We start from the raw sequence: 22649 nt of genomic DNA on the forward strand, positions 1-22649 counted from the left end.
CAGCCGGGCCGACCGCCCCCGTGGTGTTCGCTCCGCCAACCGGCGCCGGGCAGCGTCGACGCCACGAAGGTGTCGTACGACCTCGACATGCGGGGCTCCCGGAGCGGTGGTTGACCTTGCGTGATCACGGTAGGGCGGGCCCGGAGGGCCGGCAACGGATTTCGATGCGGCTCAGCCGCGTCCCGCCAGCAGCCCGCGCGGACGGATCGAGCGCACCGGCTCCGCCGCGCCGCCGGTGGCCCGCAGGATGTGGTTCGCGGCGAGGATGCCGGTGGCCGCCGAGCGTTCCATCAGCGCGCTGGGGAACTCCGTGGAGATGCCGTCCCCGGCCAGGTAGAGCCCCTCGGCGTCGGTGCGTACGCCGGGCCGCCAGGCGTGACTGCCCGGGGTGAAGGCCGGCGCCTGCGCCTCCACCCGGGCGCGCAGCTCCCGGACCCGCAGCCGGGCCGCCTCCGGCCAGAGCGCGATCAGCTCGGCGCGCATCCGCTCGGCCAGCTCCTCGGCGGGCACGCCCGGCTCGCAGGCGTACGCGTGCAGCTCGACCACCGAGCCGCCGGTGCGCTCGGCCCAGCGGCGGGACTCGTTCTCCAGCCGGTGGTAGAGCGTCACCGAGTCCAGGGTGGGCTGCCGGGACACCCCGCTGAACACGGCCCGGCCCGGGTCGACGTCCCCGTCGCACCAGTAGCGCGCCACCGCGTACGGCGGACCGGCCTGGCCGAACGCGGGCATCCGCGCCGCCAGCTCCGGAGCGACCTCGGCGAGCGTGGGGGAGGCCGCGACCAGCGCGGCGAGCGCGGGCGGGTCGACGGCGAGCACGACGTGCCCGGCCGGGTACGACGTGCCGTCCGCGGTGGCCACCCGCCACCCGTCGGCGTCGCGGCTCACCGTGGTGACCGGCGCGCCGGTGACCACCCGGCCGCCGTGCTTCTCCACGTGGCGGGTCAGCGGCTGCCAGATCGCGGTCGCGTAGTCCTCGTCGGGGCAGTCGAAGGCCAGCCCCTCCGGGTTGCCGAGCAGGTAGAAGTGGAACTGGGCGATCATCTCGGCGGCCGACATCTCCGCCTCGTGGTTGAAGAACGAGTGGGAGAAGACCTCGAACAACATCGCCCGCGCCCGGTCCGGCAGCTTCAGCGAGGAGAGCAGCTCATCGGCGGTGGTGTCGTCGAACTCCGCGTAGGTGCGCACCGGATCGTAGGTGAGCAGCGGCAGGGCGGCGTCCCGGTCCATCCCGCGCAGGTCGCCGAGGCGCAGGCTGGGGCTGCGCAGCAGCAGCGCGAGCAGGTTCGCCGGCGGGGCCGGCGGCAGCTTGCCGAACTCCTCGGTCGGCCACCGCTCACTGAGGATCGGGTAACCCGGGATCGGCTTGAGGAACGCCAGGTCCGGGTCGACGCGGCGCAGGATGGACCGCCAGTTGTAGTACTGCCGGAAGAACGCGTGGAAACCGTGCTCGTTCTGCTGCACCCCGTCGGGCAGGGCCTCGGGCCAGGCGCCCAGGCGTCCACCGAGAGTCGGCGCGGCCTCCAGCACGGTCACGTCGACGCCGCGCTCGGCGAGCACCACCGCGGCCGACATGCCGGCGATCCCGCCGCCCACCACGACCGCGGTGACCGGTTGCGGTACGCGGTCGGCGCCGCCACCGCCCGGGTCGACCTCGTGCTCGCGTACGCCGATGAGCCGACCGAACACCTGCGACAGCGCCATGTGCACCCTCTCCAAGACGAGGTCCCCAGTCTGCCCGATGTGCAAGGAAGGGACCCTTCTTAACGCCTGGCGTTGTAAAAGGGCCCCTTGTTAACACTGGTCCGGTGCGCTCGGGGGCGGGTCGGGGGGCTGCGGTGTTAAGAAGGGGCCCTTCCTCTACCGCAGGCGTTAATAGGGGGCCCTTCCTTTCACCCGAGGCAGCGGCGTTCGCGGTCGGAGGGCGGCCAGACGTACTCCAGGTCGGGCGGCACGTCGTCGCCGAACAGCGGTCGGTAGTGCTCCGGGTCCTTGCGCAGCAGCGACGAGCGGTGGCTCAGGTGCAGGTCGGCGCGGCCCAGCCAGGGTGGCAGTTCCCCGGCGTCGGCCAGCTCGCCCTGGGTGCGCACCAGGGTCAGGCCGCAGGCGGCGGCGAGGTCGGTGACCATGGTCGCCGCGCAGGTGTCCGCCCGACCCGGTTCGGTCCACACCGCGCACATGTCCAGCCCGTACCGGGTCAGCGCCTCCTCGTAGCCGGCCCACATCTTCACCGCCGGATGGTTGCGCCACCCGTACGTCGGGCGGGTCAGCCCGCGCAGCACCTGGATGGTCTCCACCCGCTGCTTGCCCAGCCGCTTCTGGTCCAGCGTCCGGGCGCTGGCCAGGAAGTCCGGGTACGGGAGGAACGTCTGCATGCCGGGGGTCTACCCGCCGACCGGACCGGCAATCTTCATGATCACGGGCAGCGCTCGTCGCGACCGGTTGACTACCATGCGGCGCATGGCGGAGCCCCTGCTCGATCGTGCGCGGCGGGCCGGCCGGCGCTGGGTCGGTCCGGACGTCCGGACGCACTATGTGATCTGCGGCCAGGACCCGCTCGCCTACTGGGTGGTGCGGGCGCTGCTCGCCACCGAGGTACCGGCCGGGCGACTGCGGATCACCCTCGTCGTCCCGGAGCGCCGCCGGTCGGAGGGCCCGGACGGCCGGGACATCGAGGGTGTCGACGTGATCCGCGCCGACCGGCTGGACGAGGCGACGTTCCGCCGGGCCGGGCTGGTCGGCGCGGACGGGCTGGCGCTGCTGCACCAGGACGACGTGGGCAACATGCACGCGGCGCTCTGCGCCCAGGAGGTGGAGCCGCGGCTGCGCCTGGTGGTGCGGATGTTCACCACCGGCCTGGCGAACGGGGTCCGGCAGATCTTCCCCGACTCGGCGGTGCTGTCCGACGCGTCGATGGCCGCTCCGGCGTTCGTCGCCGCCGCCCTCGGTGAGGTGGCCCCGACCCACTTCCGGCACGGCGGGCGCACCCTCTACGTCGCCGAGCGCGACGACGTACGCCCCGAGGACGTGGTGTGCGGGGTGGCCGACACCCGGGACCCGCAGGCGGTCCGGGTGCTCCCGGCCGGCGACGCCGACGCCGACGTGGTGCTCGCCGAGGCGACCGGCGCGCCCCCGGGCACCGAGCTGGCCGCGCGCCGGCTGCGCCGGGCCCGGCGGCGACGCCGACCGGTGGCGATGTTGGTCCGCGCGGTGCGCAGCTTCGCCACCCGCAAGATCGGCATCGCGGTGCTGGTGCTGCTCGCGGTGATCGCCGCCCTCGGCGGCCTGTACGCGGGCACCGCGCACGTGAGCTGGGGCCAGGCGCTCTACCTGACGCTGGTCACCACGTTGAGCGGGCAGGATCCGGACCCGGCCAAGCCGGTCCCGCAGCAGGTGATGCAGGTCGTCCTCAACCTGGCCGGGCTGGCGCTGATCCCGCTGATCACGGCGGTGGTCGTGGACGGCATCGTCAACGCCCGGCTCGCCCTGCACACCGGCCGGATCCTGCCCGAGCGGACCGGTCACGTGGTGGTCGTCGGGCTGGGCAACATCGGCATGCGGGTGATGGCGCAGCTGCACGACTTCGGCGTCGAGGTGGTGGCCATCGACAAGAACCCGAACGCGCGCGGTGTACCGCTGGCCCGGCGGCTCGGCGTACCGGTGGTGGTCGGGGACGCGGCGCTGGAGGAGACGCTGCGGGTCGCGTCGGTCGCCACCTGCCAGGCGCTGGTGGTGGTGTCCACCGACGACGGGGCGAACCTGCGGGCGGCCCTCAACGGGCGGATCCTCAACGACGAACTGCGGGTGGTGCTGCGGCTCTTCGACGGCGACTTCGCCGAACGCGTCCAACGGGCCTTCGGCATCGGCATCTCGCGCAGCGTGTCGTACCTGGCCGCGCCCTCGTTCGTGGCGGCCCTGCTGGACCGCGCGGTACTCGCCACCATCCCGGTGGGCCGGCACGCGCTCCTGGTCACCGAGGTCCCGGTGGCCGCCGGCTCGGCGCTGGACGGCCGGGCGCTCGCCGTGGTCGACCGACCGGAGAGCGTCCGACTGCTCGCCCACGCGCGCGCCGGGCAGCGGTACGACTGGTCGCCCGACCACCGGTTGGTCGTCGTCGCGGGTGACCGGTTGACCGTGGTGGCCCGGCGCGCCGGCCTGAACGCCCTGCTCCGCGAGGCCGCCCCGCCGCAGCCGGCGGCGCCCGTTCCGCCGGCCGGCGCACCGGCGCCCCGCGAGGTGGAGGACTGACCGTCAGGATCGCCGGCGGAGGGCGTACCAGGTCGCGCCGACGGCCAGCACCGCGAAGCCGGTCACCACGCTCGCCGGTGGCAGGTTGACCGCGAGCAGCAGGCACCCGGCCAGTCCGAGTGCGGCGAGCGCCCGGACCGGCAGCTTCCGGTGCGGGTCCGGGCCGAGGGTGAGCGCCGCCGCGTTGGTGATCGCGTAGTACACCAGCACGGTGACGCTGGAGAAGCCGATCGCGTTCCGGACGTCGCCGAGCAGCACGATCAGGATCACCACGCCGGCCACCGCCAGCTCGGCCCGGTGCGGCACCCGGTGCACCGGGTGCACCGCGTCCAGCGCGCCGGGCAGGTCGCGGCGGCGGGCCATCGCCAGGGTGGTCCGACCGACCCCGGCGAGCAGGGAGAGCAGCACCCCGATCACCGCCACGGCCGCGCCGGCCCGCACCACCCAGGCCAGGCCGGGCAGCCCGATGGCGGTCACCACGTCGGCCAGCGGCGCGGTGGACGCGGCCAGCCGGTCGGCGCCGAGCACGCCGAGTGTGACCACCGCGAGCACCAGGTAGATCGCCAGCACCGCGCCGAGCGCCATGGGCACCGCGCGGGGGATGGTCCGCTCCGGGTCGCGTACCTCCTCACCGAGGGTGGCCACCCGCGCGTACCCGGCGAACGCGAAGAACAGCAACCCGGCGGCGGTGAGCACCCCCCGGTCGACGCCGCCGTCGGCGGCGAGCCGGCCGGCGGAGACGTCGGTCGCGCCGACCACCGCGACCACCCCCAGGACGGTCAGGACGACCACCACCAGGACCTTCGTCGCTGTCGCGGTCTTCGCGACGCCCCGCAGGTTCACCGCGGTCACCGCCAGGACCGCGCCGACCGCGACCACCCGGGCCTGCCCCGGCCAGAGGTACGCCCCGATGGTCAGCGCCATCGCCGCGCAGCTCGCCGTCTTGCCGACCACGAACCCCCAGCCGGCGAGGAACCCGGCGAACGGGCCGAGGCGCTCCCGGCCGTAGACGTAGGTGCCGCCGGACTCCGGGTAGCGGGCGGCGAGCCGCGCCGAACTGGTCGCGTTGCAGAAGGCGACGAAGCCGGCCAGCGCCAACGCCACCAACAGCCCGACACCCCCGGCCGCCGCCGCGGCCGGGGCGAACACCACGAAGACGCCCGCGCCGAGCATCGCGCCGAGACCGATCACCACCGCATCGCGTACGCCCAGCCGGCGCGCCAGTCGGTCCACGAGGAGACAACCTAGGGGTACGAGGTGAACGGCCGGTCCCATTCCCGCAGCCACCCGGGCAGCGGGACGTCGTCCCACCGCACCCGGTGCAGGATCCGGTCCAGCAGGAGGCCCAGCGCCAGGGCCGCCAGCCCGTCGGTGAGCCAGTGGAAGTTCAGGTACGTCGTGGTGACCAGCAGGATCGCCGGCGGCGCGAACCGCACCAGCCGGTACGCGGCTACCGGCAGCCGCCCCGCGGTGAACGCCACGAGCAGGGCGGCGATGACGCCGTACCAGACGATCGCGTTGGCCACGTGCCCGGACGGGTAGGACATCGAGTACGCCCCGGCGGGCAACCGGTTGAAGATCTCCACCGCCTCCTCGGGCGCCAGGAACGGCTCCTTGACGCTGGCGGTGGGCGCGGCCCGGTCGGTCCAGAGTTTCAGCGGCCCGATGGTCAGGGTGGTGAGCAGGAACGCGCCGGCCACGAACAGCAGCGGGCGGACCGAGTGCCGCCGCCACGCCACCGCCAGGGCCAGCGCCCCGGAGACCGGCATCAGCAGCCAGCCGCCCTGGCCGAGCAGGTTGAACACCCGGGCCGTCCAGTACAGCGGTGCCGGGTCGTGGTCGAACGCCCAGGCGCTGACCGTGAGGTCCAGGTCGAGCAGCAGCCCGCCGGCGAGCGCCCCGGTCAGCGCCACGAACACGGCGAGCAGCAGGGCGTCGAACCACCAGCCGGCCGGGCGGACCGGCCGGAGCAGCGGCTTCGGCCGTACCGTCGTGGTTTCCCGCACGCGCCCACGCTACCGGCCGCTCCCGGTGCCGGACCGGGACGGGCCGGCGTGCCTGTGGGCCCAGCCACGAAAAGCGGCGTTCGGCGGGGACAGCCGTCACACTTGTCCCGTGCGGATCACCTCGGCCCTCGTCGACCCTGCGCTGCTCGACCTTCCGTGGTCGACGCCGCTGGAGGAGTGGCCGGCGCACCACCTGGTCGCGCTGCCGCAGGGCATCTCCCGGCACATCGTGCGGTTCGTCCGGCTCGGCGAGTTCGTGTACGCGTTCAAGGAGACCCGCGAGCGGATCGCCGAGCGGGAGTACGACCTGCTCCGGGCGCTGGAGCGGATCGATTTCCCGTCGGTGGAGGCGGTGGCGATCGTCGCCGACCGGCAGACCGAGGACGGGGAACCCCTGGAGTCGGTGCTGATCACCCGGCACCTCCAGTTCTCGCTGCCGTACCGGGCGCTCTTCTCGCACACCCTGCGGCCGGAGACGATGGGCCGACTGCTCGACGCGCTCGCCGCGCTGATCGTGCGGATGCACCTGACCGGCTTCTTCTGGGGCGACTGCTCGCTGTCGAACACGCTGTTCCGCCGGGACGCGGGCGCCTTCGCCGCGTATCTGGTCGACGCGGAGACCGGCGCCCTGCACAGCTCGCTGTCGAAGGGGCAACGAGCCGAGGACCTGGAGATCGCCCGGGTCAACATCTTCGGTGAGGCGCTCGACCTCCAGGCCGCCGGGCTGCTGCACGAGTCGATCGACCCCGAGGTGGTCTGCGAGGAGGTCGTGCAGCGCTACGAGCGGCTCTGGCACGAGATCACCTACGAGCAGCAGGTCGAGCGGGAGGCCCGGCACGACATCGAGGGCCGGATCCGTCGCCTCAACGAGCTGGGCTTCGACGTCGCCGAGGTGGCCATGTCGACCATCGACGACGGGCGCTACCTGGTCCGGCCGAAGGTGGTCGACGCCGGCTACCACACCCGGCGGCTGCTCCGGCTGACCGGACTGGACGCCGAGGAGAACCAGGCCCGGCGGTTGCTCAACGACCTCGACGCGTACCGGGCGGAGAGCGATCTGACCGACGAGCAGCAGGCCGCGCACCGCTGGCTGACCGAGGTCTTCGAGCCGGTCGTCCGGGCGGTCCCGGCCAACCTGCGCCGCAAGCTGGAGCCGCAGGAGATCTTCGCGCAGATCATCGAGCACAAGTGGCTGCTCTCCGAGCAGGCCGGCCGGGACGTGGGGATGGCGCCAGCGGTCCAGTCCTACCTGTCGAACGTCCTCGCCCACCGCCCGGACGAGCAGGCCGTCCTCGGGGTGGACGTCCCCACGCTCACCGCCGGCTGACCCGGCGTGACCCGGGCGCGCCCGGCGGGCGTCGGTCGGGCGCGGCGGCGTCCGGCCGCCTGGGGCGGTCGCCGGGTCGTCGCGGCCCCTTTCGCGCTGATGTCGTGAACGGCTCGGGCCGTGCGCCGGGTCGTCGCGTGCCCTTTCGCGCTGATGTCGTGAACGGCTCGGTCCGGGCGCGGGGTCGTCGCGTGCCCTTTCGGGCTGATGTCGTGAACGACTCGGACCACGCGCCGGGTCGCCGCGGCCCCTTTCGCGCTGATGTCGTGGACAACTCGCGTCCGTGCGTTGCGGGCGAGGCGGGTGTGGCCGCGGCTGAGTCATCGACGACATCAGCTCGAAAGGGGCGCACCCGAGGGTGGTCCTCCCCGGCGGGGCCGGTCGCTCCGGCTCACTCCACCCAGGAGCCGCCGCGCATAACCCGCACGACGTTCAGCTCGTCGTCCAGGACGACCAGGTCGGCGCGGAGCCCGATCTGGAGGGCACCGAGCCGGTCGCCGAGCCCGATCGCCCGGGCCGGGGTGGTCGCCACCATCCGGGCGACGTCCGCGATCGGGATGCCGGCGCCCACCGCGTGCCGCAGGGCGGCGTCCATGGTGAGGGTGCTGCCGGCGATCGCGCCGTCCCGGGCCAGCCGGGCCACCCCGTCGGCGACGGTGACGGCCTGGCCGCCCAGCTCGTACTCCCCGTCGGGCATGCCGGCGGCGGCCATCGCGTCGGTGATCAGCGCGGTCCGCTCCGGCCCGGCCGTCGCGGTGGTGAAGGCGAGCATGCCGTCGTGCAGGTGCACCCCGTCGGCGACCAGTTCGCACACCACGTTCGGGGCGGACAGCAGCGCCACGGCCGGGCCGGGCTCGCGGTGGTGCACCGGGCGCATCCCGTTGAACAGGTGGGTGCCGACGCTCGCGCCCGCCGCCACCGCCGCGTGGGCCTGGTCGTACGTGGCGTCGGTGTGCCCCACCGCGGCGACCACTCCGCGGCCGGCCAGCAGCTTGATCGCCTCCAGCGCGCCGTCCCGTTCCGGGGCGAGGGTGACCATCCGGACCGCCCCCGCACCCAGCTCGATCAGCTCGGTCAGCTCGTCGGTCGACGGGTCCCGGAGGAACTCCGGGTTCTGCGCGCCGCAGCGGGCCGCCGACAGGTACGGCCCTTCGAAGTGGATGCCGGCGAGCACGCCCTCGCCGACCAGCGGCGCGTACGCGGCGGTGGCGTCGCGCATCAGCGGGAACGGGGAGCTGACCAGGCTGGCCAGCAGGGTGGTGCTGCCGTGCCGCAGGTGGAAGGCGGCCGCCGCGCGGGCGGAGTCGGCGTCACCGGTGGTGAAGGTGTGCCCGCCGCCGCCGTGGGTGTGGATGTCCACGAAGCCGGGCAGGATCCAGTGCCCGTCGCGCACCGACGGGTACTCGGCGACCGCGCTGATCCGGTCCCCGTCCACCTCGACGCAGCCCTGCCGGATCACACCGGTCGGGGTCACCACCTTGCCGTTCACCCGGAGGGCCATCACGTCTCCTTAACTGTTGAGGGCGGGCATGCCGTCGAGGGCGAGCAGGGCCGCTCCCAGGCAGCCCGCCTCGTCGCCGAGGGCGGCCGCGACCAGGCGGGGCTCCCGATGGAACGTCATCCGCTCGTGCAGCGTCGCACGGAGCGGGTCGAGCAACTGGGTGCCGGCCTGGGCGAGTCCACCGCCCACGACGACCGTCTCCACGTCGAACAGGGCCTGGCCGGTGGCGAGCCCGTCGGCGATCGCCTCGATCGCCTCCCGCCACACCCGCCCGGCCAGCTCCTCGCCGGCCGCCGCCCGCGCGGCCACCTCGGCGGCGGTCACCGCACCGCCGGCCGGTCCACCGTTGAGCCGTCCACCGTCGAGCGACGCGGCGGCGGCCAGTTCGGTGTAGCGGCGGCCGATCGCGGCGGCCGACGCGACCGCCTCCAGGCAGCCGGGGCGGCCGCAGCCGCAGCGCGGGCCGTCGGGACGTACCAGGATGTGGCCGATCTCCCCGGCGGCACCGTGCGCGCCGGTGGCGGCCGATCCACCGACGATGTGCGCGGCGGCGATGCCGGTGCCGATCGCGACGAAGAGCACGTGCCCGGCGTCGCGCCCGGCCCCCAGCCGGGCCTCGGCGAGACCGCCGGCCCGCACGTCGTGGCCGAGCGCCGCCGGCACGCCGAGCCGCGCGGCCGCGAGGTCCCGCAGGGGTACGTCCCGGAAGCCGACGTTCGCCGACCAGACCGCGACCCCGGCGGCCTCGTCCACCACCCCCGGGACCGCGATGCCGACCGCCACCGGAGTGTGCCCCTCGGTGCGGGCCCGGTCGGCCAGCCCCTCGGCGACCGCCAGGATCGTGTCGACCACCGCCGCCGGGCCGCGTCCGGCACCGGTGGGGTGCCGTTCGGTGTGTACGGCGGTGCCGTCCGGCCGGACCAGGGCGCACTTCATGCCGGTGCCGCCGACGTCGAGCGCGACGACGAGATCGGTCACGTGAGGACCACGGAGCGGGTCAGGTGTCGGGGGGCGTCCGGGTCGAGGCCGCAGCTGGTGGCCAGTGCGACGGCGAACCGCTGGGCGAGGATCAGATCTGCCATCGGGTCCACCGGCGTACGCCCGGCGGCCCAGCTACCGAGCACCGTGCGGGTGCCGTGGGTGCGGCTGTGCACGAACGCCGCACCGGTGGCGGCCACGTCCTCCGGCAGGCCGTCGGGCAGCTCGCCGAACGCCCAGACCAGCCGGCCCGGAGCGGCCACCGAGATCGGGCCGTGCCGGTAGTCCATCGCCGGGTACGCCTCGGCCCAGAAGGTGGCCGCCTCGCGGCACTTCAGCGCCGCCTCGTGGGCCAGCCCGACCGTCCACCCCCGACCGAGGAAGGTGACCTGCTCGACGCGGGTCGGGTCGATCGGCAGTGGGGCGCGGACAGCCACCTCGGCGTCGGCGGAGAGCGCGCCGATGTTGTCGCCGAGGTGGGCGCGGAGCAGCGCCAGCGCGGTCGTCGCGAAGCGGGTCTGCACCACCGAGCGCTCGTCGGCGAACGGCATGGTGACCGCGGCGTCGGCCAGCTCCACGGCGGGCGAGGCGGGATCGCCGACCAGCACGGTGGTCGGCACCCGGTCGCGCAGCGTGGCGAGCAGTTCGGTGACCTCGGTGGTGGTGCCGGAGCGGGTGATTGCGACCAGTCGGTCGTACCGGCGTCCGACGGGGAACTCGGACGCCTGGAAGGCGTCGGTCTCGCCCTGGCCGGCGGCCTCCCGGCGGGCCGCGTACGCCATCGCCATGAACCACGACGTGCCGCAACCCACGACGGCGACCCGCTCGCCCGGGCGGGGGAGGTCGTCGGCGACGGCGCCGGCCAGTAGCGCCGCCTCCCGCCAACAGTCGGGCTGACTGGCGATCTCCGCGTCGACGTACGACATGAGAAACTCTCCTCCGCAGGGGAGCGCTGCGCAATACGGCTCGTTTGACCCGTCTTTCGCGCGCTATTCTGCGCGATACCCCGGCTCGGTGGCAACCGGGCCCGCGACCGCGCAGGTCAGGGTTTTGCGCGCTCGTAGTTTCGCGCACTACTGTGCACGCATTCAATCACCTACCGTGCAGTACCTGGAGGGCCCGGGTGGACCGTTACGCCAGATGGAACGCCCTGCTCGAAATGCTGACCGACAACGGCCGGGTCAGCGTCGAGGAGGCCGCCTCGCGGCTGGACGTCTCCCAGGCCACCATCCGGCGTGACTTCGACCAGCTCGCCCAGCAGCAGATGATCACCCGGACCCGGGGCGGCGCGGTCGCCAACGGCGTGTCGTACGACCTGCCGCTGCGCTACAAGACCGCCAAGCACTCGGCGGAGAAGCAACGGATCGGGGCCGCCGCCGCCGCGCTGGTGTCCCCGGGCACCGTGGTCGGCCTCAACGGCGGCACCACCAGCACCGAGGTCGCCCGTGCCCTGGCGGTACGCCCCGACCTCAACACCAGTGCCGAGGGCGCGCAGCTCACCGTGGTCACCAACGCCCTGAACATCGCCAACGAGCTGCTGGTCCGCTCGCGGATGAAGGTGGTGGTGGCCGGCGGGGTGGTCCGACCGAAGTCCTTCGAGCTGGTCGGCCCGCTGGGCGGGGCCCTGCTGCGCGAGGTCACCCTGGACGTCGCCCTGCTCGGCGTGGACGCGATCGACCCGCAGCTCGGTGCCGCCGCGCACCACGAGGGCGAGGCCGCGATGAACAACCTGATGGTGGCCCGCGCCAAGCGGGTGGTCATCATCGCCGACTCGTCGAAGCTGGGCGGGCACGCGTTCGCCCGGATCTGTCCGGTCGACCGGGTGGAGACCCTCATCACCGACGCCGGCGCCGCCCCCGAGGTGGTCGAGGCGTTCCGCGCCGCCGGCGTCCACGTCATCTGCGCCTGAGGTGTAAGGAAGGGCCCCTTCTTAACGCCTGCGGTAGAGGAAGGGCCCCCTCTTAACAACCGACCCCGGCGTGTCGATGCATACCGGGTATTGCGCTCGGTTGTATACCGCGTATGGTGTCCGTCGTCACCCATAACATCGGGGGAGGTGCAGCCGTGCCGGCTGTCCTGGAGATCGAAGGTCTGCGGAAGACCTACAAGAGCCGTAGGCGCGGCACCCGCAACGCGCTCGACGGCTTCGACATGCGGGTCGAGGCCGGACAGGTGCACGGGTTCCTCGGCCCCAACGGATCGGGCAAGACGACCACCCTGCGGACCCTGCTCGGCCTGATCCGGCCGGACGGCGGGCGGATGACGATCCTCGGCCACGAGGTGCCGGCCGCGCTGCCCGAAGTCGCCGGTCAGATCGGCGCCATCGTGGAGAGCCCGCAGTTCTTCCCGCACTTCACCGCCCGGGACACGCTGTCCCTGTTGGCCGGTGCCGGTGAGGTGCCCGCCACCCGGGTCGACGAGGTGCTGGAACTGGTCGGGCTGCGCGACCGGGCCGGCGAGCGGGTCAAGACCTACTCGCTCGGCATGAAGCAACGCCTGGCGGTCGCGTCGGCGCTGCTGAAGAACCCGAGGCTGCTGATCCTCGACGAGCCGGCCAACGGCCTCGACCCGGGTGGCATCCGGGAGATGCGGTCGCTGATGCGCGACCTCGCCGAGTCCGGCATGACGGTCGTGCTGTCCAGCCACATCCTCGGCGAGATCCAGCTGATCTGCGACTCGGTCACGATCATCTCGCTCGGCCGGCGGGTCGCGTTCGGCCCGGTCGAGGAGGTGCTCGCGCAGCACTCCTCCGGCGCGGTCCGGGTACGCCTGGAGGCGGTCACCGACCTGCCGACCGCCGCCGAGGCGCTCACCCGGGCCGGCATCCGGGTCACCGGGCAGCCGGACCACCTGATGCTCGCCGGCGTCGACAAGCCGGCCACCGTGACGCGGCTCCTCGCCGAGCAGGGCCTGTACGTCAGCGAGCTGGCCCCGATCGCTGTCGACCTGGAGAGCGTCTTCCTCGAACTGACCGCCACCGCGCCGGTACCCGGCCAGCACCGGCAGGTCGACCAGTCCACGAAGGTCGGTGGGGCGGGTCAGCCCGGCACCACCGGGGGAGGTTGGGGCGCGTGAGTCTCTACCGTACGGAACTGCGCCGGCTGGTCAAGCGGCGCTTCACCCGCTGGACCACGGTCCTCGGCCTGCTCGTGCTGGCCGCGGTGGTGGCGGGTGTCTTCTTCACCAACCAGAAGATCGACGCCGCCGCCCGCGCTCAGGCCGAGCGATCCGCCGAGGCGCAGTGGCAGCGGGACGTCCAGAGCGCCGAGCAGTACCGGGCCGAGTGCGAACGCGTGAAGGCCGGCGGCACGGACGACCCGAAACAGTTCCCCGAGGACTGCTCGGCCATCACCCCGCCGCCGCGGGAGGCCATCGCGGCGGCGTGGTTCATGCCCGCCACCTTCGACTTCCGCGAGAGCTTCGGCGACACACTGCTGCCGTTGGCCGCGATCCTGGCCCTCGTCGGGTTCATCGTCGGTGCCTCGTTCGTCGGTGCGGAGTGGAACACCGGCGGCATGATGAACCTGCTGCTGTGGCGGCCGAAGCGGCTCACCGTACTCCTGACCAAGCTGGCGGCGCTGCTCACCGGCCTGCTCGCGCTGGCGGTGACCACGACGGCGCTCTGGTTCGGCAGTTTCTGGCTGGTCGCCACCCTGCGCGGCAGCACCGCGAAGGTGACCTCCGGCGTCTGGCAGTCCTTCGCCCTGACCGGCCTGCGCGGCGTCGCGCTGGCGGTGGTCGCCACCGTCGTGGGCTTCGCGCTCGCCTCACTCGGACGACACACCGCGATGGCCCTCGGCGGCGTCGTCGCCCTCATGGTGGTCGGCCAGTTCGGCCTGGCCATCCTGCTGGACCTGGCCGGGGTGAAGTTCGCCGAGGCGTGGCTGCTGCCGACGTACGGTGCGGCGTGGATGCGCAAGACGGTCACCCTGGAGAACTGGGAGTCGTGCGAGGCGACCTACTTCGGCTCGTGTGAACCGGAGAAGCTCGTGATCACCTGGCAGCAGTCGTCGGTGCTGCTGGGGGTCGGCATGGCGGTGCTCCTCGTGGCGGCCCTCTGGGCGATGCGCCGACGCGACGTCGCCTGACCGCGCGCGGGGTGTCCGGACGCCCTCCCGGGTCTCCGGACACCCCGCCCACTCCCCACCCGGCCCCGGTCGGCCGGCCAGGGTCCACTCGCTTTCGGTGAAGTCGGGGTATCCAGCGGACTTCGATGCCCCGGCTTCACTGAAGGCGAGTGGATCAAGCGTGGATCCCGGATAGCGGGAGCTGTCGTTGCCGTATCGGGGACTGCCGGGTGCCTCGGTGCCGGAGCAACGCCACGGTGGGTGCGGCGCGATCGGCGGATGCGGTCGGGATCGGCCCTGGTTAGGCTGAGGATCCCCCAAGGTCGGCGGCACCGCTTGCCGCCGTCCGCCCCCGCGAGGAGCGCCATGCAGCCCGAGGCCGCCCCGGCCCGCACCGAGCCGTCCGGAAGCGGCGACACCTCCGCGGCAGCCGGCACCTCCGGGAGCAGTGAGGTCTCCGCCCGGGCCGCCGACACCCTGGGGACGCCCGGCGCGAAGGAGGCGGAGCGGGCTCGTCGTAAGGTCCCACCGCCGCGCTCGGCACCCGAGCAGGCGACCGCGCCGGCCCCCGCGACCGCGCCGGCCCCCGCGACCGCGCCGGACGTGGCGACCGCCCCGGAAACCATGACCGGGTCGGAGACGACGACCGCGCCGGGGACGACCGGGGCGGAGACGACGACCGCACTGGACCCGGCGACCGCGACGGAGGCCGGACCGGGGTCGGCAAGCACGATGCCGGAACCGACCGCCGCCGAAGGCGCGGCGGTGCCCGGTTCGGTCGCGTCGGACGGCACGACGGTCGGGCTGACCGAACGGGAGCGCGACATCCTCGCCTTCGAGCGGCAGTGGTGGCGGCACGCCGGTGCCAAGGAGCAGGCCGTCCGGGACCGGTTCAACCTTTCCGCGACCCGGTACTACCAACTGCTCAACGGGCTTCTCGACAACCCGGCGGCGCTGGCCGCCGAGCCGTTGCTGATCGGCCGGCTGCGTCGGCTGCGCTCCTCCCGGGCCCGTAACCGCCGTCGCTGACGGCTCAGTGCTTCTCGTACGTCCGCAGGCCGTTGCCGATGGCGAAGAACGTCGGCGCCCACTCACCGATGAAGATGCCCCACCGGTCGGCCCGTGCCACGCCCGCTCTCTCCAGGTGCTTGGAGAGGAACCAGCTGGTGAACGACAGTCCGATGCTGACGAACCCGGCCACGTACGCGTGGTCCGCCTTGAGCCCGGCCTCGTGCAAGCGCTGCAACATCTGCGATCCCCCTGTCGCGACGGTCGGCCCGCGGGCCGTCGCCGTTGACGCTACCGTCCGTCACGGGTGGGAATCCCGCTGTTCGCCAACCAGCGATGCATCAGCGGCACGGCCACGGGTAGGCAGGTTTCGCCGACCGGCGACGAGTCGGCTCGGTGGCCGCGGAGGCGGTCGGGCCGGAAGGAGTGCGGGCGATGGGAGTGACCGACCCGGCCGGGTCGCGGGTGGGCTACCGCGTGGCGGAGGCGGTGGACGAGCCCCGACACTCGGCGCAGGTGCGGACCATGCGGGTCCGCTCGGCCTCGGCGCCGGCCGGAGACCGCACGCTCAACGAGGACCTCGTCTTCCAGGTCGGCCCGCTGGTGGGGGTGCTCGACGGGGCGACGGTTCCGGAGGGATTCGACACCGGCTGCGTGCACAGTCCGTCGTGGTACGTGCGGCACCTCGCCGCCCGGCTCGCGGTGGCGGAGGCGACCCGCCCCGCGGCCACCCTGGTCAGCAACCTGGCCGCGGCGATCCTGGCGGTCCGCGCCGACCACGGCGGTGGGTGCGACCTGGCGCATCCGGGTGCCCTGTCGAGCACGGTCTGCCTCCTGCGGGACGGCGGCGACCAGGTGGACTGGTTGGTGCTCTGCGACAGTCCGCTGGTGCTGGACACCGGGGACCAGGTCACGGTGGTGACCGACGACCGGCTGGACGCCGCGATGGCCGACCTGCGCGCGACGGTCGAGGAGATCCCGGTCGGCGCGGGGGACCCGACCACCCGGTTCCGGCACGCGGTGAATCTTCAGCGGCAGCGGATGAACCGGACCCACGGCTACTGGGTGGCGGCGGCGGACCCGGATGCGGCGTACCACGCGTTGACCGGGACGGTGCCCCTGCGCGGACCCGGCGCGCTCCGGCGGGCCGCGCTGCTCAGTGACGGCGTGTCGGCCGTGGTCGACCAGTTCGGGCTTCTCGACTGGGCGGGATTGCTGGACGTGGCCACCGTCGAGGGCCCGCAGGCACTGGTCGGGCGGGTCCGCGCCGCCGAACGGGACCATGCCGACCGGCTGCGCCGGTACAAGTCCGCCGACGACGCCTCGGTGGTCCTCTGCGAGTTCGGCGACAGCGGAGCGTGAGGCGGAACACGGCTGCCGGCCGACCGGCCCGTACCCGCCGCCGGACCGCCAGTCACCCGTCGTTGGGGTGGACTCGACCCGGTGGGCACGGCAGACTGCGGCACGTGGCGAGTGTGGTCCGGTTGCAGCCGGTGGACGAGGAGAACCTGGAGCCGTTGCTCTCCGTAGCGGCGGCCGAGGCGGAGCCCGGCGACGTGATGCCGCCGGTGGAGGCTCCGGCCGGGTGGTCGCTCGCCCGCCGGGAGGCGTTCCGGGAGTTCCACCGCGCGAGCTTCGGCGGCCTGGACGGGCCGAGCCGGACCCTGATGTTCGCGATCCTGTCCGGCGGCGAGGTGGTCGGCATGATCAGGATGACCCGGTGCGACGAGCCGGGAACGGTGGAGACCGGGATGTGGCTCGGCCGGTCCGCCCGGGGGCAGGGCATCGGCCTCGCCGCCCTGCGCGCGTTGCTGATCCAGGCGGCCGGGGCCGGCATGCGACTGGTCGTCGCGGAAACCACCGAGGACAATTTCGGGGCCCTCAAGGTGCTCGAAAAGTGCGGCGCCAAATTGCTCGAGAACGACGGCAAGGTGCGCGCCGAAATCTCCCTCGACTCGACGCCTCCGGCACTCTGAGCGATTCCTGACGTAAACCGCCTTCTGGTGTTATCGCTGTTCAGGGAGGCCATGGTGTCCGAATCTCCGCTGTCCGGACCGGTTCGATGAATTCCTGGTCGCAGTTCCCGGGGCATGTTTCGTGCATATTCCGTCGGGTACTGCCTGCCGGGTCCGCTCACATGGGCACCTGAACGCGGGCCATTTCTGCGATTCCCCGGTGGCTGTTCTTTTCCGGCCCCGCGCCGGTCGGGTGCCGACTGCCCCGGGGAGCGAAGGAGAACCGATGAACAGCGGAGCACGGATCGGGGTCGCGGTGGGTGTCGGCTACCTGCTCGGACGCCGGCGCAAGCTGCGGAAGGCACTGGTGCTCGCTGCCGCCGTCGCGGCCGGTCGGGCCAGCCAGAACCCGGGCGGGCTGACCGGCCTGGGGTCACGGCTGTTGCAGTCGTCGCCGCAGTTGAGCAACCTCAGCCGGCTCGGTGGGCCCCTGGTGTCGGCCTCGAAGAACGCCGCCACCGCCGCCGCCGGCAGCGGGATCGACGCGGTGAGCGGCAGGCTGCGCGGCTCCGCGGACTCGCTACGCCGCCGGGGCGGATCGGGCCGGTCCCCGGACCGGCCCGACGACGATCACCCCGACAACGACCAGGCAGACGACGACCAGGCAACCAACGACCAGCCGGAAGGCAGCCGGTCGAACGGCGGCCGGCCTGCGAACGGCGACCAGCGGCGGGGGCGGTGAGCATGGCACCGGAGACGGGTGGCCTCGGTGGAAAGGTCCGCACGCAGCTCGCCGGCGAGGTGCGCAACCTGGCCGAGGCGATCGGCGAACGCGCCGTCCAGGCGGTGACCGACCGGATCACCGGCGCCACCGGGCGGCTCAGTGAGTACGCCAAGCAGGGCGGTGGACCCGGGTTGATCTCCGCGGCGACCGGCGCGCAGAAGCTCGCCGAGGGTGGCTCACCGATGAAGGCGATGTTCCATGCCGGAGTGGCCGGCGGTAAGGAGAGGGTGATGGCGGCCTTCGGCGGCGGCAAGAGCGGCAGGGGCGGCAAGAGCGGCGGCGGTGGCAAGAAGATGAAGGTCACCAACATCGTGGAGACGATCGAGGTCGGCGTTCCGGTCCGGGTCGCGTACAACCAGTGGACCCAGTTCGGTGACTTCCCGAGCTTCATGAAGAAGGTCGAACAGGCCGAGAACGACTCGGACGAGAAAATGACCTGGAAGGCGCAGGTCCTCTGGTCGCACCGGACCTGGGAGTCGACGATCGTCCGGCAGATCCCGGACCGGTTGATCCACTGGCGGTCCAAGGGCGAGAAGGGCTCGGTCGACGGCACGGTCAGCTTCCACGAGCTGACGCCGGACCTCACCCGAATCCTGGTCGTGCTGGAGTACCACCCGCAGGGACTTTTCGAGCACACCGGCAACCTGTGGCGTGCCCAGGGACGGCGGGTGCGGCTGGAGCTGAAGCACTTCGTGCGGCACGTGATGACCACGACCGTGCTCGACCCCGAGTCGGTCGAGGGCTGGCGCGGCGAGATCGAGGACTCGCAGGTGGTCAAGGACCACGACACCGCCGTCCGCGAGGAGCGGGAGGCCGGGGAGCGCGAGGAACCGGCCGAGGAGTCCGCCGGGGGCGGGCGCCGCCGGCCACCCACCCGCCGCCGTCCTCCCGAGGAGGAGGAGTACGACGCCTACCACGACGGCGAGGACTTCGACGAGGGGTACGACGAGGAGGAGTTCGAGGAGGAGCCGCCTCCGCCGCCGCGCCGCCGTGCCCCGGAGCGGGCCCGCCGTCCCCAGCCCCGCCCCGAGCGGGAGCAACGTCCGGAGCGGGAGCCCCGCGAGGAGTCGCAGCGCCCCCGCCCGGCGGTCCGTCGCGCTCCGGACGCGCCCCGCCGCCCGGTGGTGCGCCGTCGACGGGAGGACCGCGAGGAATGAGCGTCGCGGCGAACGCGGGTCCGGCCGACGGCGGGGCCCTGGAGCGCGGTGGCGCCACGTCCGGGCTCGCCGACGTGGTGGAAACGGTCCTGGACAAGGGCGTGGTGATCGACGCCCAGGTCACCGTCGGCGTGGTCGGCATTCCGCTGGTCGAGATCAACGCCCGGGTGGTGGTGTCGAGCATCGAGACGTACCTGAAGTTCGCCGAGATGACCGACCGGCTGGACCTCTCGGCCGACGCGGAAGGGGGACTGGCCGGGTTGGTCGGTGAGGTGACCGGCGCGGCCCGGGAGGTCACCGCCGGCCTCGGCGACACGGTGGGGGGTGCCACCCGCCAGGTGGGTGGCACCGCCCGGGAGCTGGGACGGACCACCGGTGACGTGGTGGACGACGCGACCGGGGCGGTCCGGGACCGACCCCGCCGACGGGAGCGCTGAGATGGCCGACAACGGACTGTTCGTGTACGGCATCGTGCCGTCCGACGTGGAGCCGACCTCCGACGCCGAGGGGGTCGGCGACCCGCCGGCCGAGGTGACCGTCGTCCGGCGGGGTGACCTCGCCGCACTGGTCAGCGAGGTGGGGCTGGGGGAGCCGCTGGGACGGCCGGCGGACCTGACCGCGTACCAGGAACTGCTGGACGGCACGGCGGCGGTCGCGCCGGTGCTGCCGGTGCGGTTCGGGACGGTGGTCACCGGGCCGGACGCGGTGGCCGACCTGCTCGACGCGCACCACGACCGGTTCGCCGAGGCCCTCGACGAGTACGAGGGCCGGCTCCAGTACACCCTGCACGGCCGCTTCGACGAGCAGGCTTTGATCCGCGCGGTGCTCGCCGACAACCCGGCCGCCGCCGAGCTGGCCGGGCAGGTGCGGGGACGTCCGGAGCAGGCGAGCCGGGAACAGCGGATCCGGCTGGGCGAGATCATCAGCCAGGCGGTGGAGCTGCGTCGCGAGACGGAGAACCGGGAGCTGGTGGACGCGCTGGCCGGCACGTCGGTGGCGAACGCGGTACGCCCGCCGAGCAGCGAGCTGGACTCGGTGCACGTCGCGTTCCTGGTGGACGGCGACCGGGAGGACGAGTTCGTCGACGCGGCGGAGGAGTTCGCCCGGCAGCGGATCGGTCTGATGCGGCTCCGCCTGCTCGGCCCGCTGGCCCCGTACGACTTCGTCAGCGCCCACCAACTGGCGGGCTGAGCGGTGGATCTCCTGTGGGCGCTGCTGACCCTGCCGTACGCGCCGGTGCGGGGGCTGACCGCGGTGGTCAAGGTGGTCGCCCGGGAGGCCGAGTCGCGGCAGCTGGACCCGGCCACGGTCCGCCGGGAGCTGGAGGAACTGGACGCCGCGGCGGCGGCCGGCGAGATCAGCCCCGCCGAGCGGGACCGCGGCCAGCAGCGGGTGCTGGACCGGCTGACCGGTGCGGGGGGAGGTGGGCCAGGTGGCGGAGCTGAGCCGCGGCGGCGCTGAGCCGCGCCCCGACGGAGGGGACGACGACCGGTACGACGACGAGGACGAGTACCTGGAGCCGGTGTCGGCGGCCGAGGCGGCCCGGGCCGGGTTGCGGCAGCTCGTCGAGCTGACCGGCCGGGACCCGGTGGGCACCACCTCGCTGACCTCGGTGCGGGACGGCTGGGTGGTCGGGGTGGAGCTGGTCGAGGACCACCGCATCCCCGCCTCCACCGACCTGCTCGGGCTGTACGAGGTGGAGCTGGACGTCGAGGGCGGGCTGCTCGGCTACCGCCGGGTGCGCCGCTACCAACGCGGGAAGGGCGAGGTGGGTTGAGGTGTCGGCGCAGCCGTCGGTGGTGCAGAACTCCGGGCAGGTGCTACCCGCCGGACACGAGCCGGCGAACCTCGGCGACATCCTGGAGCGGGTGCTCGACCGGGGCATCGTGATCGCCGGGGACATCCGGGTGAGCCTGCTCGACATCGAGCTGCTGACGCTCAAGCTGCGGTTGGTCATCGCCTCGGTGGACACCGCACGGCAGATCGGCATCGACTGGTGGGAGCACGACCCGTGGCTCAGCTCCCGGGCCCGCCCGCCGGTGGAGCCGGGGCCCCGGGACCCCGAGCAGGTGGAGGCGGAGCGCCGGCCCCGGGTGGCCCGGCGGGCCGCCGCGAGGGAGGAGTGGGATGAGTGCGACGGCTGAACCTCGGACCACCGGCGGCGACCCGGGTACGGGTGCCTGGCTGCACGGCGTGGTCCGGGAGGTGACGCCGGCGGCGTTGGCCGTGACGGCCGGCCTGGACGGCGTACCGGTCCGCGTGGTGCGCGCCGCCGGCCTGGCCGCCGTCGTCAGTGGCGTGTCGCTGAGCGGGTACGGCGAGGAGGCGATGCGCCGCAACCTGGAGGACCTGGCGTGGCTGGAGCGGACCGCGCGGGTGCACCACGCGGTGGTCGACGGGCTGTCCCGCGCCGGTGCGGTGGTGCCGGCCCGGCTGGCCACCGTGCACCGGGACGACGACCATCTCGCCCGGGTGCTGGTCGAACGGTGTGCCGAGCTGACCGCCACCCTGGACCGGCTCGACGGCCGCGAGGAGTGGGGTGTCAAGGGCTACCTGGTGCCCGGCGCGACGCCCCGCGCCGAGGCCGCGCCGAGCGGGGGCGGCGGGGCCGGTGCGGCGTACCTGCGGCGACGACGGGCCCAGTTGACCGCCCGCGACGAGGGGCAGCGGGTCGCCGCCGAGGCCGCCGCCGCCGTGCACGACGCGCTGACCGGGTACGCCGTGGCCGCCCGCCGGCACGCGCCGCAGGACCGCCGGCTCTCCGGCGCGGCGACCGCGATGGTGCTCAACGGCGCGTACCTGCTCGACTCCACCGGCGTGGACGGCTTCGCCGCCCTGCTGCGTACGCTCGGCGACCGGCACCCGGAGATCCGGCTGGAGCCGACCGGCCCGTGGCCCGCGTACTCCTTCGTGGCGGAGGAACCCACGACGGAGCCGGCGCATCCGGTCCGGGAGCCGGCCGCGGACGCGGCGCGGGGGCCGGCGTGGCGGTGACCGCGCTCGCGCCGAGCAGCGCGGACGACCCGCTGGCGGCCCGGCCGGTGTCCCTGGTCGACCTGCTCGACCGGGTGCTCGCCACCGGCGTGGTGATCTCCGGCGACATCACCCTGTCGATCGCGGACGTCGACCTGGTACGCGTCTCGCTGCGCGCCCTGGTCGCCTCGGTCGGCGCGCTGGCCGCGCCCGAGCTGCCCACGCTTCCCACCGCACCCGAGCTGACCGCCGGGCAGCCCGAGCGGCCCGGTGCGATCAAGGGACGGCCGGCGTGACCGGCCGGGACGAGGCGGCGGATCTGGTCGCCGCGCTCGGCGCGCCGGCGTGGCAGGCGCTGCGGGTGACGCCGCTGGACCGGCGGGTCGCCGTCGACCGGGACTCCGTCGAGCGGGGCCTGGCCAGCCTGGTGCTGACCGTGGTCGAGCTGCTGCGACAGCTGATGGAACGGCAGGCGCTGCGCCGGGTCGACCTGGGTGACCTCACCGAGGAGCAGATCGAGGGGATCGGCACCACGCTGATGGCGTTGGAGGAGCAGATGGCGCTGCTCCGTGACCACTTCGGGCTGTCACCCGAGGATCTGAACATCGACCTCGGTCCGCTCGGCCCCCTGCTGCCCACCGACTGAGG

At 73.7% G+C, this 22649-nt stretch carries 26 protein-coding genes; 18 read left to right on the plus strand and 8 right to left on the minus strand.

The annotated features are described in order from the left end of the window. Positions 1-171: 171 nt before the first annotated feature. Positions 172-1701 carry an FAD-dependent oxidoreductase gene (locus D7223_RS30135; RefSeq protein ID WP_120732694.1) on the minus strand — a complete coding sequence of 510 codons (1530 nt, stop codon included), beginning with the start codon at positions 1699-1701 and terminating at the stop codon, positions 172-174. A 188-nt stretch (positions 1702-1889) separates the two neighbouring features. Then, a complete protein-coding gene (locus D7223_RS30140; RefSeq protein ID WP_120732696.1) occupies positions 1890-2372 on the minus strand; it encodes an MSMEG_6728 family protein in 483 nt (160 codons plus the stop codon). 76 nt (positions 2373-2448) lie between these two features. Between D7223_RS30140 and D7223_RS30145 the strand changes: the two genes are divergently transcribed. Further along, positions 2449-4245 (plus strand): potassium channel protein, encoded by a 1797-nt coding sequence (locus tag D7223_RS30145; protein ID WP_120732749.1) that lies wholly within the window; start codon positions 2449-2451, stop codon positions 4243-4245. 3 nt (positions 4246-4248) lie between these two features. Here the strand turns inward: D7223_RS30145 and D7223_RS30150 are convergent, their stop codons facing one another. Together D7223_RS30150 and D7223_RS30155 are read right to left on the minus strand one after the other, a co-directional pair. Continuing rightward, complete coding sequence (locus tag D7223_RS30150; RefSeq protein WP_120732698.1) at positions 4249-5478, minus strand: APC family permease; 1230 nt, start codon at positions 5476-5478, stop codon at positions 4249-4251. An 11-nt stretch (positions 5479-5489) separates the two neighbouring features. Then, positions 5490-6251 carry a phosphatase PAP2 family protein gene (locus D7223_RS30155; RefSeq protein ID WP_120732700.1) on the minus strand — a complete coding sequence of 254 codons (762 nt, stop codon included), beginning with the start codon at positions 6249-6251 and terminating at the stop codon, positions 5490-5492. A 109-nt stretch (positions 6252-6360) separates the two neighbouring features. Here D7223_RS30155 and D7223_RS30160 point away from each other — a divergent pair, with 109 nt between their 5' ends. Next, positions 6361-7578 (plus strand): DUF4032 domain-containing protein, encoded by a 1218-nt coding sequence (locus tag D7223_RS30160; RefSeq protein ID WP_120732702.1) that lies wholly within the window; start codon positions 6361-6363, stop codon positions 7576-7578. Between the two features lie 391 nt (positions 7579-7969). On the opposite strand, the gene nagA is transcribed toward D7223_RS30160, so the two are convergent. From nagA to D7223_RS30175, 3 genes are read right to left on the minus strand one after another with little or no spacing between them, the layout of a single operon-like run. Next, on the minus strand, positions 7970-9079 hold the full coding sequence (gene nagA / locus D7223_RS30165) for an N-acetylglucosamine-6-phosphate deacetylase (RefSeq protein ID WP_120732704.1): 1110 nt from the start codon (positions 9077-9079) through the stop codon (positions 7970-7972). Positions 9080-9088: 9 nt separating this feature from the next. Then, positions 9089-10057, minus strand: coding sequence for an ROK family protein (locus D7223_RS30170; protein ID WP_120732706.1), 969 nt, complete (start codon positions 10055-10057; stop codon positions 9089-9091). Then, on the minus strand, positions 10054-10983 hold the full coding sequence (locus D7223_RS30175; RefSeq protein ID WP_120732708.1) for an SIS domain-containing protein: 930 nt from the start codon (positions 10981-10983) through the stop codon (positions 10054-10056). Before D7223_RS30175 ends, D7223_RS30170 begins: the two co-directional genes overlap by 4 nt. 197 nt (positions 10984-11180) lie before the next feature. Here D7223_RS30175 and D7223_RS30180 point away from each other — a divergent pair, with 197 nt between their 5' ends. The 4 genes from D7223_RS30180 (at position 11181) to D7223_RS30195 (ending at position 15153) form a co-directional block, all read left to right on the plus strand. Beyond that, positions 11181-11966 (plus strand): DeoR/GlpR family DNA-binding transcription regulator, encoded by a 786-nt coding sequence (locus D7223_RS30180; RefSeq protein WP_120732710.1) that lies wholly within the window; start codon positions 11181-11183, stop codon positions 11964-11966. A gap of 155 nt (positions 11967-12121) precedes the next feature. Continuing rightward, positions 12122-13132: an ABC transporter ATP-binding protein gene (locus D7223_RS30185; protein WP_120732712.1), complete on the plus strand. Its 1011-nt coding sequence runs from the start codon at positions 12122-12124 to the stop codon at positions 13130-13132. Beyond that, on the plus strand, positions 13129-14145 hold the full coding sequence (locus D7223_RS30190; protein WP_120732714.1) for an ABC transporter permease subunit: 1017 nt from the start codon (positions 13129-13131) through the stop codon (positions 14143-14145). Before D7223_RS30185 ends, D7223_RS30190 begins: the two co-directional genes overlap by 4 nt. Positions 14146-14748: 603 nt before the next feature. Next, positions 14749-15153 (plus strand): DUF3263 domain-containing protein, encoded by a 405-nt coding sequence (locus D7223_RS30195; RefSeq protein WP_120732751.1) that lies wholly within the window; start codon positions 14749-14751, stop codon positions 15151-15153. Positions 15154-15157: 4 nt separating this feature from the next. Here the strand turns inward: D7223_RS30195 and D7223_RS30200 are convergent, their stop codons facing one another. Further along, complete coding sequence (locus D7223_RS30200; protein ID WP_120732716.1) at positions 15158-15373, minus strand: hypothetical protein; 216 nt, start codon at positions 15371-15373, stop codon at positions 15158-15160. 194 nt (positions 15374-15567) lie between these two features. Here D7223_RS30200 and D7223_RS30205 point away from each other — a divergent pair, with 194 nt between their 5' ends. The 12 genes from D7223_RS30205 (at position 15568) to D7223_RS30260 (ending at position 22647) form a co-directional block, all read left to right on the plus strand. Next, on the plus strand, positions 15568-16494 hold the full coding sequence (locus tag D7223_RS30205) for a hypothetical protein (RefSeq protein ID WP_120732718.1): 927 nt from the start codon (positions 15568-15570) through the stop codon (positions 16492-16494). A gap of 104 nt (positions 16495-16598) precedes the next feature. Then, positions 16599-17108, plus strand: coding sequence for a GNAT family N-acetyltransferase (locus D7223_RS30210; protein WP_120732720.1), 510 nt, complete (start codon positions 16599-16601; stop codon positions 17106-17108). 265 nt (positions 17109-17373) lie between these two features. Next, positions 17374-17829 (plus strand): hypothetical protein, encoded by a 456-nt coding sequence (locus tag D7223_RS30215; protein ID WP_120732722.1) that lies wholly within the window; start codon positions 17374-17376, stop codon positions 17827-17829. A 2-nt stretch (positions 17830-17831) separates the two neighbouring features. Beyond that, a complete protein-coding gene (locus tag D7223_RS30220) occupies positions 17832-19028 on the plus strand; it encodes an SRPBCC family protein (protein WP_120732724.1) in 1197 nt (398 codons plus the stop codon). Continuing rightward, on the plus strand, positions 19025-19465 hold the full coding sequence (gene gvpJ / locus D7223_RS34415) for a gas vesicle protein GvpJ (RefSeq protein WP_120732726.1): 441 nt from the start codon (positions 19025-19027) through the stop codon (positions 19463-19465). Before D7223_RS30220 ends, gvpJ (D7223_RS34415) begins: the two co-directional genes overlap by 4 nt. 1 nt (position 19466) lies before the next feature. Next, positions 19467-20219 (plus strand): GvpL/GvpF family gas vesicle protein, encoded by a 753-nt coding sequence (locus D7223_RS30230; RefSeq protein ID WP_120732727.1) that lies wholly within the window; start codon positions 19467-19469, stop codon positions 20217-20219. A gap of 3 nt (positions 20220-20222) precedes the next feature. After that, on the plus strand, positions 20223-20489 hold the full coding sequence (locus D7223_RS30235) for a gas vesicle protein GvpG (protein WP_120732755.1): 267 nt from the start codon (positions 20223-20225) through the stop codon (positions 20487-20489). After that, on the plus strand, positions 20461-20805 hold the full coding sequence (locus tag D7223_RS30240) for a gas vesicle protein GvpO (RefSeq protein WP_120732753.1): 345 nt from the start codon (positions 20461-20463) through the stop codon (positions 20803-20805). The genes D7223_RS30235 and D7223_RS30240 overlap by 29 nt, the downstream gene beginning before the upstream one ends. Before the next feature lies 1 nt (position 20806). Continuing rightward, positions 20807-21172, plus strand: a complete 366-nt coding sequence (gene gvpJ, locus D7223_RS34420; protein ID WP_120732729.1) for a gas vesicle protein GvpJ — start codon at positions 20807-20809, stop codon at positions 21170-21172. Continuing rightward, entirely contained in the window at positions 21156-22022 is an 867-nt protein-coding gene (locus D7223_RS30250; protein WP_120732731.1) for a GvpL/GvpF family gas vesicle protein, read from the plus strand. Before gvpJ (D7223_RS34420) ends, D7223_RS30250 begins: the two co-directional genes overlap by 17 nt. Further along, positions 22013-22297, plus strand: a complete 285-nt coding sequence (locus D7223_RS30255) for a gas vesicle protein (protein WP_202864715.1) — start codon at positions 22013-22015, stop codon at positions 22295-22297. Before D7223_RS30250 ends, D7223_RS30255 begins: the two co-directional genes overlap by 10 nt. Next, on the plus strand, positions 22294-22647 hold the full coding sequence (locus tag D7223_RS30260) for a gas vesicle protein K (protein WP_222622273.1): 354 nt from the start codon (positions 22294-22296) through the stop codon (positions 22645-22647). Before D7223_RS30255 ends, D7223_RS30260 begins: the two co-directional genes overlap by 4 nt. Positions 22648-22649 lie beyond the last annotated feature (2 nt).

The organism is Micromonospora endolithica (assembly GCF_003626595.1).
GTDB classification, from domain to species: Bacteria; Actinomycetota; Actinomycetes; order Mycobacteriales; family Micromonosporaceae; genus Micromonospora; species Micromonospora endolithica.

Excerpts from the sequence above, each read along its gene's own strand:
- D7223_RS30175 (WP_120732708.1), bottom strand. The coding sequence starts at position 10,983 with ATGTCGTACGTCGACGCGGAGATCGCCAGTCAGCCCGACTGTTGGCGG.
- D7223_RS30205 (WP_120732718.1), top strand. The coding sequence starts at position 15,568 with ATGGGAGTGACCGACCCGGCCGGGTCGCGGGTGGGCTACCGCGTGGCG.
- D7223_RS30230 (WP_120732727.1), top strand. The coding sequence starts at position 19,467 with ATGGCCGACAACGGACTGTTCGTGTACGGCATCGTGCCGTCCGACGTG.
- D7223_RS30200 (WP_120732716.1), bottom strand. The coding sequence starts at position 15,373 with ATGTTGCAGCGCTTGCACGAGGCCGGGCTCAAGGCGGACCACGCGTAC.
- nagA (WP_120732704.1), bottom strand. The coding sequence starts at position 9,079 with ATGGCCCTCCGGGTGAACGGCAAGGTGGTGACCCCGACCGGTGTGATC.
- gvpJ (WP_120732726.1), top strand. The coding sequence starts at position 19,025 with ATGAGCGTCGCGGCGAACGCGGGTCCGGCCGACGGCGGGGCCCTGGAG.
- D7223_RS30135 (WP_120732694.1), bottom strand. The coding sequence starts at position 1,701 with ATGGCGCTGTCGCAGGTGTTCGGTCGGCTCATCGGCGTACGCGAGCAC.
- D7223_RS30215 (WP_120732722.1), top strand. The coding sequence starts at position 17,374 with ATGAACAGCGGAGCACGGATCGGGGTCGCGGTGGGTGTCGGCTACCTG.
- D7223_RS30145 (WP_120732749.1), top strand. The coding sequence starts at position 2,449 with ATGCGGCGCATGGCGGAGCCCCTGCTCGATCGTGCGCGGCGGGCCGGC.
- D7223_RS30140 (WP_120732696.1), bottom strand. The coding sequence starts at position 2,372 with ATGCAGACGTTCCTCCCGTACCCGGACTTCCTGGCCAGCGCCCGGACG.
- D7223_RS30220 (WP_120732724.1), top strand. The coding sequence starts at position 17,832 with ATGGCACCGGAGACGGGTGGCCTCGGTGGAAAGGTCCGCACGCAGCTC.
- D7223_RS30195 (WP_120732751.1), top strand. The coding sequence starts at position 14,749 with ATGACCGGGTCGGAGACGACGACCGCGCCGGGGACGACCGGGGCGGAG.
- D7223_RS30250 (WP_120732731.1), top strand. The coding sequence starts at position 21,156 with ATGAGTGCGACGGCTGAACCTCGGACCACCGGCGGCGACCCGGGTACG.